This window comes from Pseudoalteromonas sp. DY56-GL22, from assembly GCF_041414715.1.
GTDB classification, from domain to species: domain Bacteria; phylum Pseudomonadota; class Gammaproteobacteria; order Enterobacterales; family Alteromonadaceae; genus Pseudoalteromonas; species Pseudoalteromonas simplex.
This window is the reverse complement of record NZ_JANHZR010000003.1, coordinates 16,784-33,683: the sequence shown is the minus strand read 5'-3', so window position 1 is coordinate 33,683 and position 16,900 is coordinate 16,784. Positions and strand designations below refer to the sequence as shown.

The window sequence follows — 16,900 nt, the reverse complement described above, 5'->3', positions numbered from 1 at the left end:
TTTGTACCTATTTTGCTTTATTTTTTGTTCCGTCAAAATTTTAAAGATTGTGAACAATGAAAAAAATAACACATACAGTTGTCTCGTTGCTGCTACTAGGCCCCACTTTTGCTAGCGCTAATGATATTAGTTTTTCGATTGGTGGTGGCTATCCGTACTTTGTAATACCTGAAGTATCTGTTGCAAGTGCTGACTTAAGCCAGCGTTGGTATGGCAATTATAAGATAGGCCTTGATGATGGATTTGCTGTGGGTTTTGAGCAAGCTATAAGTGATAATAATAAACATGCAATCGGCTTGCTGGTTGGCGCATTAGGAAACAGAGAAGTAGATACTCAGTGCGATGAATCTCAAAATAGCGATGAACTTACAGCAGCATTTGCCAACGCAATTGGTTGTGCTCTCGCTGAAGCGTTTGATGAAGAAACCACTAATGGTATTGGGCTTAGTTACAGCTATAATTTCAGTGGCTTAAACCAAGACGGTTGGCGATTGAGGTTTGAATTAGGATACGGTGAAGCCTCAAGCGATGATGATAAACGTGTTGATGGTGGTATCAACTTGAGTTATGAGTTTTAAGCAATTTTTTGAAGCAAATAATAAAGGTGGTTCATTTTAATGAAGAAGATTTTGATTGTTTGCTTAGGCAATATTTGCCGCTCACCCACAGCTGAAGCGGTGCTTCGTAGTCGAGCAAAGTCATTAGGTATTAATGTCAAAGTTGATTCTGCTGGCACCATTGGTTATCACCAAGGTAATCCACCAGATCCTCGCTCAAAAGCAGCAGCCGAAAAGCGCGGCTATAGTTTTAAAGGAATTTATTCGCGACCTGTGACTCAAGCTGATTTTTATGAGTTTGATTTAATCCTCGCAGCCGACAAGCAAAATCTTGCTGATTTAAAAGCCCAGTGTCCAGAGCACTTACAATATAAGCTGTCGCTATTTTTAAGTCATGGTGACGCAGGGGAAAACGAGATCCCTGATCCCTACTATGGTGGCGATCAAGGCTTCGAAAAAGTACTCGATTTAATTGAGAACGCAGCAGATAAACTACTTAACAAGATATGATAGGGTCGCACTGCGACCCTGTTATTTAGTTGTTGATTTTAAAATCTAATTGCACCCGAGAAGTCGCAGCAATAGCTTGCCCATTTTCAAACTTAGGGGCATAACGCCACTGTTTTACTGCTTTAACAGCTTCTCTTTCAAATGCAGAGCCACCCTCAGAGCCAACCACAGTAATGTTGTCTACAAAGCCTGACGGGGTTACTTCAAACTCCATTACGACACTGCCATCTTCCATACGTTGAACTTTTGATTTTGGATATTTAGGATGTACGCGATATAACGGCTCTTGTTCTTGGCTTTCTTTCCACGGCACCATTTTCGCAATCGCTAAGCAATGTTTAGTTGCTTCGTCGCTTTTACCTGTTTTTTCGTATAAATGAACTAGCTTTGAATGGGCGTTTAATTCGGTTTGATGATCAAAGTCTAGCTCTTGATCAAATACGCTTACCACGTGATTTAAACGCTCAATGGCGGTGCTGTATTTACGTTGATTTTCTGCAAATGCGGCAACTAAAAAGTCAGCGCTAATACGATCGACAGCGTTATTGGGTAAATTCTCTTGATAGTAATCATCGGCTTCTTCAAGATATTTCTTTGCAGTGTAATAGCGCTCACCAGTGCCTTTATATGCAAGGATACGAGCGGCGGTCATTTTTGCATCTGCAACAAGCTTGGCGGAGTTTTGTTTTTCAGCAATGGCAATGACATCATCTAAATACGTATCTGCACGCTTAGCTGAAGGTGTTGATTCTGCCATGCCGATTAATGAGTCATACACTTGTGCACTGAGTTTACCGTGATTTTGTTCTAGTATTTCGTAGGCTGTACGATATAACTCAAAGCGTTGCTCTTGCTCGCTTTTATCTAGGCTGTTTGCATAGTTAATAGCAAGGTTCGCAGTGTTGTCGGCGCTTTCGCCATAAACTTTTTTGCCTAGTTCAAACGCTTTTTTTGCAAGCTCACTACTGTCTTGCTGATTTTTTACAGCGGCGACATAAGCGCGGTAGGTGTCGTTAAACTCTTGGGTGGTCATTTCATTAGCCATGCTTTGCTGGCTAAATAAAAGTGCTATGCATAAGGCAAGCGAGCTCTTTTTCATAATATTCCTTATTATTTTGCCCTGAGATAGAGAAGGGAATTAATACTAGTTGATGATAATCATTATCATCATTAGGTGCAAGGTAGCAAGTTACACTCGCTGTGTCACTGTTGAATATTAAGATACATAGTATGTTTTTATTAACAATTTGAACAAGGTCTGACTGTTTATCGAGATTAAACTAATCTATTTTTTCGAATATTTTGAATGTGATTTTTTAAAACGCATTACAATTCAATTAGGTAGCTGTATGACGGCGAGTTTTCAAGTGTTTGATGAGCGCCACTAAAGCGAGGCGCAAAGCTCGTATCTTGGGGTGGTTTGAGTGTATAATACTTGAATTGCTGGTAACTGCCTCAATATTAGTTATCACTCGTCGTATGTTGCATCCTTACAACCTCAAGCTGTTGTAATCACATTTGCAGTATCGCATTTATTTTTTAATTTGGATTTGTCGTGGCGCAAGTAAGAGCAAGAGTCCAGCTGAATGTTGGCAAAAACAGTGATATCCCTGCAGAAATCGTATCTTTTAGTGGCTTAAATGATGGCCAAGAACATGTTGCTTTAGTGTTTAATCAAGCCGACACAGAGCAAGATGTTCCTTTAATTCGAATGCATTCAGAGTGTTTAACGGGCGATGTATTTCACTCTTCACGTTGTGATTGTGGTGAGCAATTAAATGAGTGTATCGAGATGATGCACCAGCAAGGTGGTATTTTACTGTATTTACGCCAAGAAGGCCGTGGTATTGGCTTATACAATAAGATTGATGCTTACGTATTACAGTCGCAAGGTATGAATACGTACGAAGCAAATAACCATTTGGGTTTTGCTGATGATTTACGTGATTTTTCAGACGCGGTATTAATGCTCGAAGCACTCAATCAAAAGCATGTTAAGTTAATGACTAACAACCCAAATAAGCTCAAAGCACTGCGTGATGCGGGTATTGAAGTTGATTCAGTGGTTGGCACTCATGCGCACATTAAAGCGGGTGTGGTAGGTAACCGAGCTTACCTTGAAACGAAAATCAAACATGGCTCGCACATGCTTGATATTAAAAAAATTAAAAAGCCTGAGTAAATTTCACTACAGGTGACTATAAACAAGCGGCGCACCCAGTTATACTCGGTGCGTTTTGTCGTTATTGAATGAGAAACTATGTCGATCGAAGTACGTATTTTTAAAGCTGATGCGGGCGTTAAATGGTTTAAAGCTGGATGGGAAATCTTTAAGCTGCAACCTTTGACTTTTATTTTAATGCATCTGCTAATCGTGATAATTAGCTTTTTAGCATTGCTGCTACCTTTACTGCAAGTTGTTGGTGCGTTTGTGACGCCATTTTTGATGGCAGGTTTTTATCAAGCTGTGTTAACTAAGCAGCAAGGCGGGACTATCAGCCAAGCTGATATTTTTAAGCCATTTAGTAATAAAGGAAACCGTATAGGTTTAGTGCGTGTGGCTGTGTATCAGATGGCGGCAGGTATTTTATTAGCCTTACTGTCTAATTTCATTTTTGCAGATGCCTACGCAGTTATTTCGAGTCAAACTTTCGACCCACAAAACCAAACACATATTGCCGATTTATTAGCAACCATTTCAATGGGGCAAGTTGCGGTATTTCTATTGGCGATCTGTGTGTATTTAACTGCTTTTGCCTATGCAGTGCCTTTGGTTTATTTTCAAAAGCAAAGCAATATGTTTCAGGTTTTAAAAACCTCATTCATGGTGTTTTACCATAATATGGCGCCACTTGGTGTTTATGGCCTAATTTGCGCTGTTTTAATGGTGATCTGTATTCCTTTATCGTTTATTCCACTATTGGTTTTAATGCCAATTTGTTACATTAGCTTCTTCGTGTCTTTTCAGGCCATTTTTATGCCAGTTGTGCCAAAAGGTGATGACCAAACAAAAGCACCTGAAGCACAGTCACAATCAGGACGCTTTGACGCGTAATGGATGATAAAGAACAAAAGTTAAAGAATTACGTACTTTGGTTATTGTCCCGACAAGATTATTCGCGTCGGGATTTAACGCGAAAGTTACAGCAAAAAGAGGCGACACCTGAGTTTACAGAGCGCTTGTTAGATTGGTGTGAATCACACAACTTTATTAACGAACAGCGCTATTGCGAAGGGTTTGTACGCCGCCATTTAGCTAAGTATCATGGTGTAAAACGCATTCAGAGCGAAGCAATGGCAAAAGGGATAGACCGAGCACTATTAGACAAGACGCTCGAGGAGTTCGAAGTCGATTGGTTCGAACTCGCAAAGGACGCATATTTAAAGAAGTTTTCAAATTCAGGTAAAGAACTCGACCAGAAAGAAAGAGCGAAACGTGTACGCTACTTGATGTATCGAGGCTTTAATTACGAACAAATTGATTTTGCAATGCAAGCACAGCAATAAACGGGTGAGATTTTCACATGCAGCATATGACTACCGCACAGATCAGGCAACAGTTCTTAGACTTTTTTGCCTCTAAACAACACCAAATTGTTCCTTCAAGCTCGCTGATCCCGGGTAACGATGCCACGTTATTATTCAATAACGCCGGTATGGTGCAATTTAAAGATGTATTTTTAGGTGCGGAAAGCCGCCCTTATTCACGTGCAACCAGCTCTCAACGTTGTGTACGAGCAGGTGGTAAACATAACGACCTTGAAAACGTAGGCTACACTGCACGTCACCATACATTCTTTGAAATGCTAGGTAACTTCAGCTTTGGCGATTACTTCAAGCAAGACGCAATCAAATTTGCTTGGGAGTTTTTAACTGACGTTGTAAAACTACCGCAAGAAAAGCTCCTTGTTACTATTTATCACGATGATGAAGAAGCCTTCAACATTTGGCATAAAGAAGTGGGTCTAAGTGAAGACCGTATTATTCGCATTGCAACTAGCGATAACTTCTGGTCAATGGGTGATACAGGTCCTTGTGGTCCATGTTCTGAAATCTTTTACGATCACGGTGAAGAAATTTGGGGTGGCCCTCCAGGTTCACCTGAAGAAGACGGTGACCGTTTCATCGAGATCTGGAACCTAGTATTTATGCAGTATAACCGCCATGCCGACGGTACAATGGAGCCGCTTCCTAAGCAGTCTGTTGATACAGGTATGGGTCTTGAGCGTATTTCTGCAATTTTACAAGGCGTGCACTCAAACTACGAAATCGATTTATTCCAAGCTCTTATTGCAGCTGCGGCCAAAGTAACAAACGCACAAGATTTAGATGATAAATCGTTACGCGTTGTGGCTGACCACATTCGTTCGTGTGCGTTCTTAGTGTCTGACGGCGTTATGCCATCAAACGAAGGCCGTGGTTATGTATTACGTCGTATCATTCGTCGTGCTGTTCGTCACGGTAACAAGCTAGGCGCAAAAGGTGCTTTCTTCTACAAGCTAGTTGCTGCGCTAATTGAGCAAATGGGTCAAGCGTACCCAGAGCTTGCTAAGCAACAGGAAATTATTGAAAAAGTACTGCGTATTGAAGAAGAGCAGTTTGGTAAAACACTTGAGCGTGGTCTGGCTATTTTAGAAGAAAGCCTAACTGACATCGAAGGCGATGTGATCCCAGGTGACTTAGTATTCAAACTTTACGATACTTACGGTTTCCCAGCTGATTTAACGGCTGACGTGGCGCGTGAGCGTTTCATGACGATTGATGAGCACGGCTTCCAAGAGTGTATGGCTGTTCAGCGTAAGCAAGCACAGCAAGCGGGTAAGTTTGGTGCTGATTACAACCAACAACTTAAGTCTGAAAAACACACAGACTTTAAAGGTTACGATGCAGAACATTACACAGGTACTGTGGTTGAACTTTTCTCTGAAGGTCAATCGGTTTCTGTACTTGAAGATGGTCAAGAAGGTATCGCAATCTTAGACCGTACACCGTTCTACGCTGAATCAGGTGGTCAGGTTGGTGACACGGGTGTTTTAAAAGTCGCTGGTGGTGAGTTTGTAGTGACTAACACCACGAAACTTGGTAATGCATTTGCACACCATGGTCGTGTACAAGGTCGTATTGGTACAAACGATAAAGCAGAGGCAACAATTGATGCAGCACGTCGCGATAGCATCAAGAAAAACCACACTGCAACGCATATCTTGCATGAAACATTACGCCAAATTTTAGGTGAGCACGTAAGTCAAAAAGGCTCACTAGTTGACCCTGAACGTTTACGTTTTGACTTCTCTCACTTTGAAGCGGTAACAAAAGACGAATTACGTCAAATCGAGCGCGCAGTAAACGATGAAATCCGTCGTAACTTTGCGCTTGAAACTGAGCTAATGGCTATCGAAGATGCAAAAGCAAAAGGTGCGATGGCATTATTCGGTGAAAAATACGACGATGAAGTTCGCGTAGTAACCATTGGTGATTACTCAATCGAGCTATGTGGTGGTACTCACGTTAAGCGTGCAGGTGATATCGGTTTATTTAAAATCGTATCAGAAAGCGGTATCGCTGCCGGTATCCGCCGTATTGAAGCGGTAACGGGTGCTGAAGCTGTTGCTTATGTAAGTGAGCAAGAACAACAGTTAAACGATGTTGCAGCACTAGTAAAAGGTGATAGCAGCACAGTACTTGAAAAAGTAACTGCGTTACTAGAGAAATCAAAAGGCCTTGAGAAGCAAATTGCGCAGCTTAACGACAAGCTAGCAAGTGCGGCTGGTGCATCGTTACTTGACTCTGTTGTTGAAGTGAACGGTATTAAACTACTGGTTGCTGATGTTGCAGGTACTGAATCTAAAGCACTACGCGGCATGGTTGATGACCTGAAAACGAAGATTGGTTCAGGTGTTATTGCCCTTGGTGTTGCTAATGGCGACAAAGTAAGCCTAATTGCCGGTGTAACTAAAGACTTAACAGGTAAAGTGAAAGCCGGTGAACTTGTAAATCACATGGCTGCACAAGTAGGCGGTAAGGGCGGTGGTCGTCCTGATATGGCGCAAGCAGGTGGTACTCAGCCAGAGAACCTAGCTGCAGCCTTAGAAAGTGTAACGGCTTGGTTAACTGAGCGTTCTTAATCACTAGTGGCACTTATCGTCCAAAAATTCGGTGGCACCTCAGTTGGCTCAATAGAGCGAATTGAGGCCGTCGCCGACCTTGTTGTAAAAACCAAACAACAAGGCCATCAAGTTGTGGTGGTGCTCTCGGCGATGTCGGGAGAAACTAACCGTCTAATTGAACTCGCTAAACAAATCGATTCTCGACCCAGTGCTCGTGAGCTTGATGTATTGCTAACCACCGGTGAGCAAGTGTCGGTCTCTTTACTCGCTATGGCTATTATTAAACGTGGTCACTCAGCGGTAAGCTTACTTGCTGATCAGGTCAACATTCGCACCGATAACATGTTTGGTAAAGCGCGCATTGAAGAGATTGCGGCGACTCGTCTAAAGCATGAACTTGAACATAACCGGATTGCTATAATAGCGGGCTTTCAGGGCCGTGATATTGAAGGCAATATCACCACGCTTGGTCGCGGTGGTACTGATACTTCTGCGGTTGAGATTGCAGGCGCTATCAATGCCGATGAATGTCAAATTTACACCGATGTTGATGGGGTATACACCACCGACCCACGTATTGAGCCTAATGCGCGACGTATGAGCCATGTCACCTTCGAAGAAATGCTCGAAATGGCTAGTCTTGGGGCTAAGGTACTGCATATTCGTAGTGTCGAAGCGGCAGGAAAATACAATATACCGCTCAGAGTGTTATCGAGTTTTAACCCGGATCAAGGGACCTTGATCAGTTTTGAGGAGCCGGATGTGCAAGCAAACATTGTGTCGGGTATCGCCTTTAATCGTGACGAAAGCTTGATTTACGTCAATGGCGTACACCAAGGAACGGAAAACCTTGCAAAAATTTTGAAACTTTTTGCAGAATTTGGCATCGAAATAGATATGATTAATCAAGTTAATCATAACTTTGAAAAAATAGACTATGCTTTTACTGTGCACACGAATGATTTTGAGCAAGCGCTTGAAATTTTGACCAGTAACCAAGATGGTATCAGCGCAGAATCTATTAAAGGGATCAGCAATGTTGCCAAGGTGTCTGCAGTAGGTGTAGGGATGAAATCTCACTCTGGTGTGGCAAGTTTATTTTTTAATGCCCTTGCCGATGAAAACATCAAAGTGATGCTTGTATCGACATCAGAAATAAAGATATCAGTTTTAATTGACGAAAAGTATTTAGAACTGGCTGTACGTGCGCTACACAAAGTTTTTTTAACCGAAAATGAATAAGATCTAGAGTTTTTACTTACTTTTAAGTCTAGATTTCATTAGAATGTTTTTGACGCGGAATCTTTTAATTTTTTGGAACATGGGAGCAAGAGAATGCTAATACTAACTCGTAGAGTAGGTGAAACCCTAATGATCGGTGACGAAGTAACAGTTACTGTTCTTGGTGTTAAAGGAAATCAAGTTCGCATTGGTGTAAACGCACCGAAAGATGTATCTGTACATCGTGAAGAAATCTACATGCGAATTCAAGCAGAGAAATCTAACCCAAATCCGGGCAACGTTTAATCAGCGACAGATATTTTAAGAGCCACTCACTGAGTGGCTCTTTTATTTAGTTCGGCTGTCATTTCATCATTTAGCGCTTGTTTAGAAATATATTGCATACCGCGCTGTGCCTTTAAAATATAACCTCGCTCAGTTTCAATAATCTCACTAATCTGTTGCCAGCTTAATTGGTAGCTTTTATGCGGGTTTTCGGCTTTCACCCCATCATCATCAAATACGATAGTCACTTCGCTGCCTGATGCACGGCTCATCATTTGTCTTGCGACCCACCATGGGCGCTTGTAATAAAACGATAAGCACTCAACGACGGCAAGCATAATCATAAAGCTACCAAGGTAATGATTCTCTAATTGATAAAACGCCAATAAGCTTAAGGTTATTAACAATATCAACAGCGGGTATTTAGGCTTGGCTTGAGATGAATACGGCAAAGACTCATCAAAGCATTCGTAATAATACGGTTTATCTAATGTGTAAGTTGTACTTAATGTCATTCGTGGGCTCACTTAATTTGCTGACAGCAGTTTAACATTGATAGAAAAAATCTGCCGTAGTTGGTTTTCATTTAGTTGTCATTGTGAGAGCTTAAGTTATGTGTATTTTAAAGGTGTAAGTTGTATGTTAGTTAGTTCAATGTCATTAGCACTTGCAATGACCACAAATACTTTTTTAGTAATGGGCGATATGCCATACACCCCGATTGATGAAATTAATCTCGCCAAAGGCGGAAAAATTACCAAGGCAATCGAAGCAACACCTCATGGCTTTTTAATACATCTTGGTGATATGAAATCCGGGGCGCTTGCTTGCACGAACAAGCTTTTGCAAACAAATAAAGCGTTATTGACGTCGTTGACCAAACAGCCTTTTATTTATACCCCAGGTGATAATGAATGGACCGATTGTGACCGAGAAAAGCTATCGGTACGTTTTGATGAGCTTGAGCGGCTAAGCTTTGTTAAAGGCCTAATGTTCGACGAGGCTTATACACAAAAAGCGAAGCAATTACAGGGTTATGCCACACAAGCTGAAATGCTAGAGAATGCCCGTTGGCAGTTTGATGGTATTGAGTTTCGTACTTTGCATATACCGGGCACTTTTAATGGCCGCTCGCAAATTTTAAAAAGTGACAAAAACGCAGCACTTGATGCCGCTGACAAACGTGATAAGTACAACTTAATTTGGTTAAAACAAGCACTTGTTCAACAAGATGCTAAGGCCTATGTGTTTGGCTTTCAGGCTGATATTTACCACCCAAGCAGTAAACCCGCCTGTAGTGAATCGCAGCGCTCTAAATGTGATGCATTTAAACTATACCGAGATGCCATCAGCGACTTTGCAAAGCACACTAAGAAGCCTGTGCTTGTAATGCATGGCGATACCGGCCCATATTGTCAGCAGCCGTTAGCGAGTAACTTAACGCGTTTAAATGTCCCCGGAGATTTTGCTGTAAGCGATGTCGCAAAAGTAAGTTTTATCGACGGCCAATGGCATATAGCAAGTGTAACGACAAACGAGCCCCTCACTAAGGTTTGTAAATGAAAGCTGAAAGTTAGCGAGTTTTTAGAGAAAGGAGCTATCAGCTTTCAGCCGTCAGCTATCAGATTAAAACCCAACAAGTTAGCGAGTTTCTAGAGGGAGGAGCTATTAGCTTTCAGCTGTCAGCTATCAGATTAAAATCCAACAAGTTAGCGAGTTTCTAGAGAGAGGAGCTATTAGCTTTCAGCTGTCAGCTATCAGATTAAAACCCAACAAGTTAGCGAATTTCTAGAGGAAAGATTAAAGTTATCGAGTTTGAGGCTCACGTAGGCGTGAAATTTATTTCGCGCGGTGGTTTATAAAGTCATCAGACTTTAAACCCAAGTTAAGACTTGTAGGAGGCGTTTTAACGCCGAAAAACTCACGCTATAGCCAAAAGTTCACGGTTAAAACCATTCCTACGATTATCTCAGATCTCATGCATCATTTAAAAAACAAAAAAGCGGCACTTGGCCGCTTTTCTTAAGTATGGTGTGCTATTAGCAGTTAGTTTCTTCTGCGTTAACACCTTCCTTTACTTCTTCACATGCATCTTCAACTGCATTTTGTGTATCAGTAATTGCTTCGTCAATACGCTCACCTGCGTCTTCAGCAGAGTTGTCTTCACAACCCATGATGAAAAGACCTGAAAATAGGGCGATAGTTGCGGCTTTTAAAGTTGAATTTTTCATAATGAAATTCCTTGTAAATTTAAAAATAAAGTAAGTGGTTATCTGCTTTTAACTACTTAGGGACGTTGCCTCTAAGTGCTCCTGATACCAGCGAAATAACAAGTAATACTAAAAATATAAAAAAGATAATCTTAGCGATGCCTGCAGCGGCTCCTGCGATACCGCCAAAACCTAACACTGCTGCGATTAACGCGATAACTAGAAAAGTAATTGTCCAGCGTAACATAGTGGTCTCCTTGGCTATTTAAATTTTCTTAAGTTCGATGTAACTGAAGCGAGTTCCGTGCCAGAGCTTTTATTTTATATATTTCAATGGGTTGTGTGTTTTTGTTGTTCTTTAGAGGGTTCATCATTTGGTAACTTTTACGAGTAAGCATGTAACTTATTCATAGTGATATTTTTTCATATTGAGATGCATGAGAAAAAGAGATAATGCATCAATAAATGGTAAGACCAATTTAACTTTATTTGGGTTGGCTACCTCTAACACCTTGTTGTGTGTGGTTTTTAGCCATTTTGTTGCTATTAATTAATAGTTCAGCATATAACGACTGGCTATATTGATTATTTATATCATCTATAGCGGGGCTTTAAATGCGCTAATAGTAGGGTGTTAATTATATGTACGTCATGTTATTTTAAATTTAATTGGTTTTACCAATTTACAATGGTGCTATACAAATGAATTTTGTTTGTTATTATTGGTGCATAATTATTTAACAAAAATAACTTTTTATTTTAAGTAAGCTAGGGGAGTCGTATGGATATAGGTGGATTACTCACCACTGCGGCCAGTTTGATGGTGACAGGCATGGTAGGCGTGTTTGTTTTTCTGACTATTTTGATTTCAGCAGTCACTTTAATGTCAAAGCTGGTGGGTCGATTTGATGATCCTGCAACTGCAGAACCTACGCGTACAGCAAAAGTTCAACCTCAACAGGGTGTGCCACAGGCACATATTGCAGCAATCAGCGCTGCAATTGCTCAATTTCGAAATAAACAAAAATAACGGGGCAGCTTAAACATGGCTAAATTAAAACTAACCGAACTAGTATTGCGCGACGCACACCAGTCTCTTTTGGCAACGCGTATGCGCTTAGACGACATGCTACCCATGGCAGAAAAACTCGATAATGCGGGTTATTGGTCAATTGAATCATGGGGTGGTGCGACGTTTGACTCGTGTATCCGTTATTTAGGTGAAGATCCTTGGCAACGTATTCGCGAGCTAAAAGCGGCAATGCCAAACACTAAGCAACAAATGCTACTACGCGGACAAAATCTTCTAGGTTACCGTCATTATGCTGATGATGTAGTCGAAAAGTTTGTTGAGCGTGCCCACAAAAACGGTGTTGATGTTTTCCGTATTTTCGATGCGATGAACGATGTGCGTAACCTTGAAACTGCCATTAAAGCTGCTGTTAAAGTAGGTGCTCATGCCCAAGGTACTATTTCGTACACAGTAAGCCCTGTACATACGCTTGATATGTGGCTTGAGCTTGCAAAACAACTAGAAGATCTTGGTTGTCATTCAATTTGTATCAAAGATATGGCAGGTTTATTAAAGCCTTATGATTGTGAACAGTTGATCAAAGGTTTAAAAGAAACTGTGTCTATTCCTATTGCGATGCAATGCCACGCGACCACAGGTTTAAGCACTGCAACTTACCAAAAAGCGATCGATGCAGGTATCGATATGCTTGATACGGCTATTTCGTCAATGAGTATGACCTATGGTCATAGCGCCACAGAAACCATCGTTTCAATTGTAGAAGGCACTGAGCGAGACACAGGCCTTGATTTAAACCAATTAGAAGAAATTGCTGCTTACTTCCGTGACGTACGCAAGAAATATGCTGCATTTGAAGGTAGCCTTAAAGGCGTTGATGGACGTATCTTATTAGCGCAAGTGCCGGGCGGCATGTTAACTAATATGGAAAATCAGCTTAAAGAGCAAGGTGCTGCTGACAAACTTGATCAAGTATTACTCGAGATCCCGCGTGTTCGCGAAGACTTAGGTTACATTCCACTCGTTACACCAACCTCGCAAATTGTTGGTACTCAAGCAGTACTTAATGTTTTGACTGGCGAGCGATATAAAACCATCACTAAAGAAACTGCGGGTGTCCTTAAAGGCGAGTATGGTGCAACACCAGCGCCAATGAATAAAGAGCTGCAAGAACGTGTACTAGATGGCGCTGAAGCAATCACTTGCCGTCCTGCTGATAAGCTTGAGCCTGAACTTGAGAAGCTTGAAGCAGAGTTATTAAGTGAAGCTAAAGAGCAAGGTTTAGAGCTTGCTGATGACGTGATTGATGATGTGCTTACTTACGCATTATTCCCTCAAATTGGCCTTAAGTTTATTAAAAACCGTAACAACCCTGATGCGTTTGAAGCAATTCCAACGGGTGAAGTTGCTAAGTCAGAAAGCAAACCAGCCGCTTCAAGTCCTGCAAAAGCAGAGCAATACAGCGTTAAAGTTGACGGTAAAGTTTACGATGTCGTTGTAGCGCAAGGTGGTGAACTAAAAGAAGTAACTCTAAAAGACAGTGAGTTAATTCCTCAATCTGCCTCAGCGTCTGTTAGCGAAACCTTAAACGCGCCGTTAGCAGGCAATATTTTCAAAGTGAAAGTAAAAGCTGGCCAAACAGTAAATGAAGGTGATGTGGTTATCATAATGGAAGCAATGAAAATGGAAACAGAAGTTCGCGCCGCACACTCAGGTACAATAGCTGAAGTATTAGTAGCAGAGGGCGACTCTGTTGCCACTGGCGATGCGCTAATCGCGCTAGCATAGGAGGCAGAGGATGGATGGTGTTTTAAACCTCTGGCATGCGACAGGTATTGCTAACTTTACCTTTCCTGCATTAATAATGATTGCGGTAGGTTGCGGGTTATTATATCTCGCAATCGCCCGTAAATTTGAGCCATTATTGTTATTACCTATCGGCTTTGGGGCTATTTTAACTAATATTCCTGTAGCCGGGTTATCTGAACCGGGTGGTTTGCTTTATTACGTGTACGATATCGGGATTGATTCTGGGGTGTTCCCACTTTTGATCTTTATGGGCGTGGGGGCGCTTACAGACTTTAGTGCCTTGATAGCAAATCCGCGTATGTTGCTGTTAGGCGCGGCTGCACAGTTTGGTATTTTTGCTACTTTATTTGGTGCAATTCTACTTAACTTTATTCCTGGTTTTGAGTTTACACTTCAAGATGCATCGGCCATTGCCATTATTGGTGGAGCAGATGGTCCAACAGCTATTTTCTTAGCATCTAAGCTGGCACCTGATTTACTTGGTGCAATAGCAGTAGCGGCTTATTCATATATGGCACTTGTGCCAATTATTCAGCCGCCAATTATGCGTGCATTAACAACGCAAGAAGAGCGCGAAATTCAAATGCCGCAACTTCGTACAGTATCGAAAAAAGAGAAAATTGTTTTTCCATTAATGGTGCTTAGTTTAACTATCTTGTTTTTACCTGCGGCAACACCGCTGGTAGGTATGTTCTGCCTAGGTAACTTGATGCGTGAATCGGGCGTGGTTGATCGTTTGAGCAATAGTGCACAAAACGAAATCATCAACATTACCACCATTTTCTTAGGCTTAGCGGTAGGCTCAAAGCTTGCAGCCGATAAGTTCTTAACCGTAGAAACAATCGGTATTTTGGTGTTAGGTGCATTGGCCTTTGCAATTGGTACAGCGTCAGGGGTGTTTATGGCAAAAGGTCTGAATAAGATCTCTAAATCGCCAATCAACCCATTAGTAGGCGCAGCAGGTGTGTCAGCGGTACCAATGGCAGCACGGGTGGTTAATAAGGTAGGCCTTGAGAGCAACCCGCATAACTTCTTGTTAATGCATGCCATGGGACCAAACGTAGCAGGGGTATTAGGAAGTGCCGTTGCAGCAGGTATTCTGTTAGCGATTGTTGGCTAAGTCGATTTACTTCCAACCGACTGGCGCAGTAATTTTACTGCGCTTTTTTTTGCCTATAGACTAGGGTCACCCTAAAGAAATTGTAGTTAAATGATAGTTGTGTAAGGAAGCCGCCATGAATGTTTTTATTATCTTATTATGCCTTTTTGTTGCCTTGGTTATTCTAATACCGCTACTTGAAAAATATCAGTCTAGAATGGGGCTTGATGGCGCGACAAAGTATGCAAAGTACATTTGGCCACTGGTGATGATTTCGCTGATTATTCAACTTATCTATGTTCTTTTAAGGTAATAGTTGTATTAAACCGCAGTGCTATCAGTACTCATTTTAGTAAAGTCTATAATAGTTTTAGCCGGGTTTATTTGGCACAAAAAAGCCGCTTCAATTGAAGCGGCTTTTTTATGTTTACTTAACTACTTATTTAACGCCAATTGTAACTCACGGTTACGTTGTAATTGCGCTAAGAAGTTATCAGCAATCGGTTTAAACTTAGCTAACTCATCGCGCGGTAAAGGCTCTGATTTAGGTAGTTTGACCGTTTTCGGATTACGGTGTACACCGTTTACTAAGAATTCATAGTGTAAGTGTGGGCCCGTTACACGACCTGTCGCACCAACCGTACCAATCTTTTGGCCTTGCTTCACTTTCTGACCAGTTCTAACCATCTTTTTGTCTAAGTGTAAGTACTTAGTTACATACTGTGTGCCATGGCTAATAAATACATAGTTACCATTGTATTTACTGTAGCCTGCTCTAATCACTTTACCATTACCCGATGATACAACTGGCGTACCGGTACGCGCTGCGTAATCGATACCGTTATGTGGTTTTACCGTTTTGGTCACTGGGTGTAAACGACGCGGGTTAAAGCTCGAACTAATATACTTAAAGTTAACTGGCGCACGTAAGAAAGCTTTTTTCATGCTGCGGCCTTCAGGCGTATAGAAGTTACCATCGGTATGGCGAATAGCAGTGTAACGCTCGCCTTGGTTAATAAACTCTGCGGCAATAATTTTACCGTCGCCAATGTATTCACCATCAACATAGTGAGCTTCGTAAATAAGACCAAATTGGTCACCTTTACGAATGTCATTAGCAAAGTCGACATCCCAACCAAAGATGTCAGCAAAATTCATAATTTGACGCTCGCTTAAGCCAGCGGCAATGCCTGATGTCCAAAAGCTATTAGAGATCTCGCCGCCAGCAGATTTACTTAGCGTTTCGATTTCTTTGCTATCGATAGAAGTGTCGTAGTTACCTTCGTCATTTAATGTAACGTATAAGGTATCTGTTTTTGAGATCACATAACGAAGCTGCGCTAAAGAGCCATCTTCAGCGGTTGCAAAGCTTAAGATTTCGCCTGGGTGAATTTTTGTTAACTTACGAGTTTCAGCGTTGGTATTAACTAGTTTGTGTAATGTTTGCGCTGAGAAACCCGCACGTTTAAAGATAAGTGCTAAATTATCGCCATTACGTACTTCATGGTCGATAAGCTCGTATTCTGGAAGTTTTGCTGCTGCTTGCTCCGAATTAAGCTCAGTTAGTTTTTCGTTATCATCAACTTTAACTTGTAATTCGTAGCGTTTGCCAATTTCAAGTGCGTTTGCACTGTTGTCCTTTGATGCGGTGGCTTTTTCAGAAGGCAATAATGCCAAGCCGACAATAGCAGAAACCAAACCGAGAATAAGCAGTTTGTGTTTTTTGGGAAGTTTGTGCACTACGTGAACCATATCGTGCCTTTTCTGCTGTCAAGAAATTTAAATACTAATATCGCAGGATATACCTAAAATAGAGCAAATACCAGTGTTTTGTAGATTTAAACTGGCGCTATTTTACGCTAGAATTGGCCTGCGCGTTAAACTTTTTTGTTTAAAATTGCAGCAGATGTCTATGGTTAAACTAAATCTACATTAGTTAACTAAAGTCCCTTCATTAAATTGCAATAACGCGGTATAAAGAACAATCATGCGCGCTGCCTTCAGGGCTGTTTCTTAAACTATTTAAGTTAGGCTTTTTTCTAGTGTCGCTTTTTGGTGCTAACTAGCTAAAT

18 protein-coding genes are annotated in these 16,900 nt (G+C 41.4%); 13 read left to right on the top strand and 5 right to left on the bottom strand.

The features are described from left to right. The first annotated feature begins 56 nt into the window (after nucleotides 1–56). Both NO991_RS08080 and NO991_RS08075 read left to right on the top strand, forming a co-directional pair. On the top strand, nucleotides 57–578 hold the full coding sequence (locus NO991_RS08080; protein WP_300360468.1) for a hypothetical protein: 522 nt from the start codon (nucleotides 57–59) through the stop codon (nucleotides 576–578). A 39-nt stretch (nucleotides 579–617) separates the two neighbouring features. Continuing rightward, nucleotides 618–1,067 carry a low molecular weight protein-tyrosine-phosphatase gene (locus tag NO991_RS08075; RefSeq protein WP_300360469.1) on the top strand — a complete coding sequence of 150 codons (450 nt, stop codon included), beginning with the start codon at nucleotides 618–620 and terminating at the stop codon, nucleotides 1,065–1,067. 25 nt (nucleotides 1,068–1,092) lie between these two features. On the opposite strand, the gene NO991_RS08070 is transcribed toward NO991_RS08075, so the two are convergent. Further along, nucleotides 1,093–2,166, bottom strand: coding sequence for an energy transducer TonB (locus NO991_RS08070; RefSeq protein ID WP_300360470.1), 1,074 nt, complete (start codon nucleotides 2,164–2,166; stop codon nucleotides 1,093–1,095). A gap of 456 nt (nucleotides 2,167–2,622) precedes the next feature. On the opposite strand from NO991_RS08070, the gene ribA reads away from it, so the two are divergent. From ribA to csrA, 6 genes are all read left to right on the top strand, one after another. Further along, on the top strand, nucleotides 2,623–3,249 hold the full coding sequence (gene ribA, locus NO991_RS08065; RefSeq protein ID WP_054551277.1) for a GTP cyclohydrolase II: 627 nt from the start codon (nucleotides 2,623–2,625) through the stop codon (nucleotides 3,247–3,249). Between the two features lie 78 nt (nucleotides 3,250–3,327). Next, complete coding sequence (locus tag NO991_RS08060) at nucleotides 3,328–4,122, top strand: BPSS1780 family membrane protein (RefSeq protein ID WP_166339830.1); 795 nt, start codon at nucleotides 3,328–3,330, stop codon at nucleotides 4,120–4,122. After that, nucleotides 4,122–4,574: a regulatory protein RecX gene (locus NO991_RS08055; protein WP_054551279.1), complete on the top strand. Its 453-nt coding sequence runs from the start codon at nucleotides 4,122–4,124 to the stop codon at nucleotides 4,572–4,574. Before NO991_RS08060 ends, NO991_RS08055 begins: the two co-directional genes overlap by 1 nt. 17 nt (nucleotides 4,575–4,591) lie before the next feature. Continuing rightward, nucleotides 4,592–7,192, top strand: coding sequence for an alanine--tRNA ligase (gene alaS, locus NO991_RS08050; protein WP_054551280.1), 2,601 nt, complete (start codon nucleotides 4,592–4,594; stop codon nucleotides 7,190–7,192). A 6-nt stretch (nucleotides 7,193–7,198) separates the two neighbouring features. Further along, the gene (locus tag NO991_RS08045; protein WP_054551281.1) at nucleotides 7,199–8,416 is read left to right on the top strand and encodes an aspartate kinase; all 1,218 of its coding nucleotides are present in this window, start codon (nucleotides 7,199–7,201) and stop codon (nucleotides 8,414–8,416) included. 93 nt (nucleotides 8,417–8,509) lie between these two features. Further along, nucleotides 8,510–8,701 carry a carbon storage regulator CsrA gene (gene csrA / locus NO991_RS08040; protein WP_036970495.1) on the top strand — a complete coding sequence of 64 codons (192 nt, stop codon included), beginning with the start codon at nucleotides 8,510–8,512 and terminating at the stop codon, nucleotides 8,699–8,701. Nucleotides 8,702–8,727: 26 nt separating this feature from the next. Here the strand turns inward: csrA and NO991_RS08035 are convergent, their stop codons facing one another. Next, on the bottom strand, nucleotides 8,728–9,195 hold the full coding sequence (locus NO991_RS08035) for a YcxB family protein (RefSeq protein ID WP_300360471.1): 468 nt from the start codon (nucleotides 9,193–9,195) through the stop codon (nucleotides 8,728–8,730). 124 nt (nucleotides 9,196–9,319) lie between these two features. Here NO991_RS08035 and NO991_RS08030 point away from each other — a divergent pair, with 124 nt between their 5' ends. Continuing rightward, complete coding sequence (locus NO991_RS08030) at nucleotides 9,320–10,243, top strand: hypothetical protein (RefSeq protein ID WP_300360472.1); 924 nt, start codon at nucleotides 9,320–9,322, stop codon at nucleotides 10,241–10,243. A 476-nt stretch (nucleotides 10,244–10,719) separates the two neighbouring features. Here the strand turns inward: NO991_RS08030 and NO991_RS08025 are convergent, their stop codons facing one another. Both NO991_RS08025 and NO991_RS08020 read right to left on the bottom strand, forming a co-directional pair. Next, nucleotides 10,720–10,911: a hypothetical protein gene (locus NO991_RS08025; RefSeq protein WP_054551284.1), complete on the bottom strand. Its 192-nt coding sequence runs from the start codon at nucleotides 10,909–10,911 to the stop codon at nucleotides 10,720–10,722. A 52-nt stretch (nucleotides 10,912–10,963) separates the two neighbouring features. Continuing rightward, entirely contained in the window at nucleotides 10,964–11,137 is a 174-nt protein-coding gene (locus NO991_RS08020; protein ID WP_064485886.1) for a DUF1328 domain-containing protein, read from the bottom strand. A gap of 534 nt (nucleotides 11,138–11,671) precedes the next feature. Between NO991_RS08020 and NO991_RS08015 the strand changes: the two genes are divergently transcribed. The 4 genes from NO991_RS08015 to NO991_RS08000 all read left to right on the top strand — a co-directional run bounded on the left by NO991_RS08015 (nucleotide 11,672) and on the right by NO991_RS08000 (nucleotide 15,141). Then, a complete protein-coding gene (locus NO991_RS08015) occupies nucleotides 11,672–11,920 on the top strand; it encodes an OadG family protein (RefSeq protein WP_199530053.1) in 249 nt (82 codons plus the stop codon). A 15-nt stretch (nucleotides 11,921–11,935) separates the two neighbouring features. Beyond that, nucleotides 11,936–13,708: a sodium-extruding oxaloacetate decarboxylase subunit alpha gene (oadA, locus tag NO991_RS08010; RefSeq protein ID WP_054551286.1), complete on the top strand. Its 1,773-nt coding sequence runs from the start codon at nucleotides 11,936–11,938 to the stop codon at nucleotides 13,706–13,708. Nucleotides 13,709–13,718: 10 nt separating this feature from the next. Beyond that, nucleotides 13,719–14,849, top strand: a complete 1,131-nt coding sequence (locus NO991_RS08005) for a sodium ion-translocating decarboxylase subunit beta (protein ID WP_054551287.1) — start codon at nucleotides 13,719–13,721, stop codon at nucleotides 14,847–14,849. 115 nt (nucleotides 14,850–14,964) lie between these two features. After that, entirely contained in the window at nucleotides 14,965–15,141 is a 177-nt protein-coding gene (locus tag NO991_RS08000) for a hypothetical protein (protein ID WP_171042794.1), read from the top strand. 122 nt (nucleotides 15,142–15,263) lie between these two features. Here the strand turns inward: NO991_RS08000 and NO991_RS07995 are convergent, their stop codons facing one another. Next, a complete protein-coding gene (locus NO991_RS07995) occupies nucleotides 15,264–16,580 on the bottom strand; it encodes a peptidoglycan DD-metalloendopeptidase family protein (RefSeq protein WP_054551288.1) in 1,317 nt (438 codons plus the stop codon). Between the last annotated feature and the right edge of the window lie 320 nt (nucleotides 16,581–16,900).

Bases quoted from the DNA above. Each gene is read 5' to 3' on its own strand.
- NO991_RS08080 (WP_300360468.1), top strand. From the start codon at position 57: ATGAAAAAAATAACACATACAGTTGTCTCGTTGCTGCTACTAGGCCCC.
- NO991_RS08075 (WP_300360469.1), top strand. From the start codon at position 618: ATGAAGAAGATTTTGATTGTTTGCTTAGGCAATATTTGCCGCTCACCC.
- NO991_RS08070 (WP_300360470.1), bottom strand. From the start codon at position 2,166: ATGAAAAAGAGCTCGCTTGCCTTATGCATAGCACTTTTATTTAGCCAG.
- NO991_RS08060 (WP_166339830.1), top strand. From the start codon at position 3,328: ATGTCGATCGAAGTACGTATTTTTAAAGCTGATGCGGGCGTTAAATGG.
- NO991_RS08055 (WP_054551279.1), top strand. From the start codon at position 4,122: ATGGATGATAAAGAACAAAAGTTAAAGAATTACGTACTTTGGTTATTG.
- alaS (WP_054551280.1), top strand. From the start codon at position 4,592: ATGCAGCATATGACTACCGCACAGATCAGGCAACAGTTCTTAGACTTT.
- csrA (WP_036970495.1), top strand. From the start codon at position 8,510: ATGCTAATACTAACTCGTAGAGTAGGTGAAACCCTAATGATCGGTGAC.
- NO991_RS08035 (WP_300360471.1), bottom strand. From the start codon at position 9,195: ATGACATTAAGTACAACTTACACATTAGATAAACCGTATTATTACGAA.
- NO991_RS08030 (WP_300360472.1), top strand. From the start codon at position 9,320: ATGTTAGTTAGTTCAATGTCATTAGCACTTGCAATGACCACAAATACT.
- NO991_RS08025 (WP_054551284.1), bottom strand. From the start codon at position 10,911: ATGAAAAATTCAACTTTAAAAGCCGCAACTATCGCCCTATTTTCAGGT.
- NO991_RS08020 (WP_064485886.1), bottom strand. From the start codon at position 11,137: ATGTTACGCTGGACAATTACTTTTCTAGTTATCGCGTTAATCGCAGCA.
- NO991_RS08015 (WP_199530053.1), top strand. From the start codon at position 11,672: ATGGATATAGGTGGATTACTCACCACTGCGGCCAGTTTGATGGTGACA.
- oadA (WP_054551286.1), top strand. From the start codon at position 11,936: ATGGCTAAATTAAAACTAACCGAACTAGTATTGCGCGACGCACACCAG.
- NO991_RS08005 (WP_054551287.1), top strand. From the start codon at position 13,719: ATGGATGGTGTTTTAAACCTCTGGCATGCGACAGGTATTGCTAACTTT.
- NO991_RS08000 (WP_171042794.1), top strand. From the start codon at position 14,965: ATGAATGTTTTTATTATCTTATTATGCCTTTTTGTTGCCTTGGTTATT.
- NO991_RS07995 (WP_054551288.1), bottom strand. From the start codon at position 16,580: ATGGTTCACGTAGTGCACAAACTTCCCAAAAAACACAAACTGCTTATT.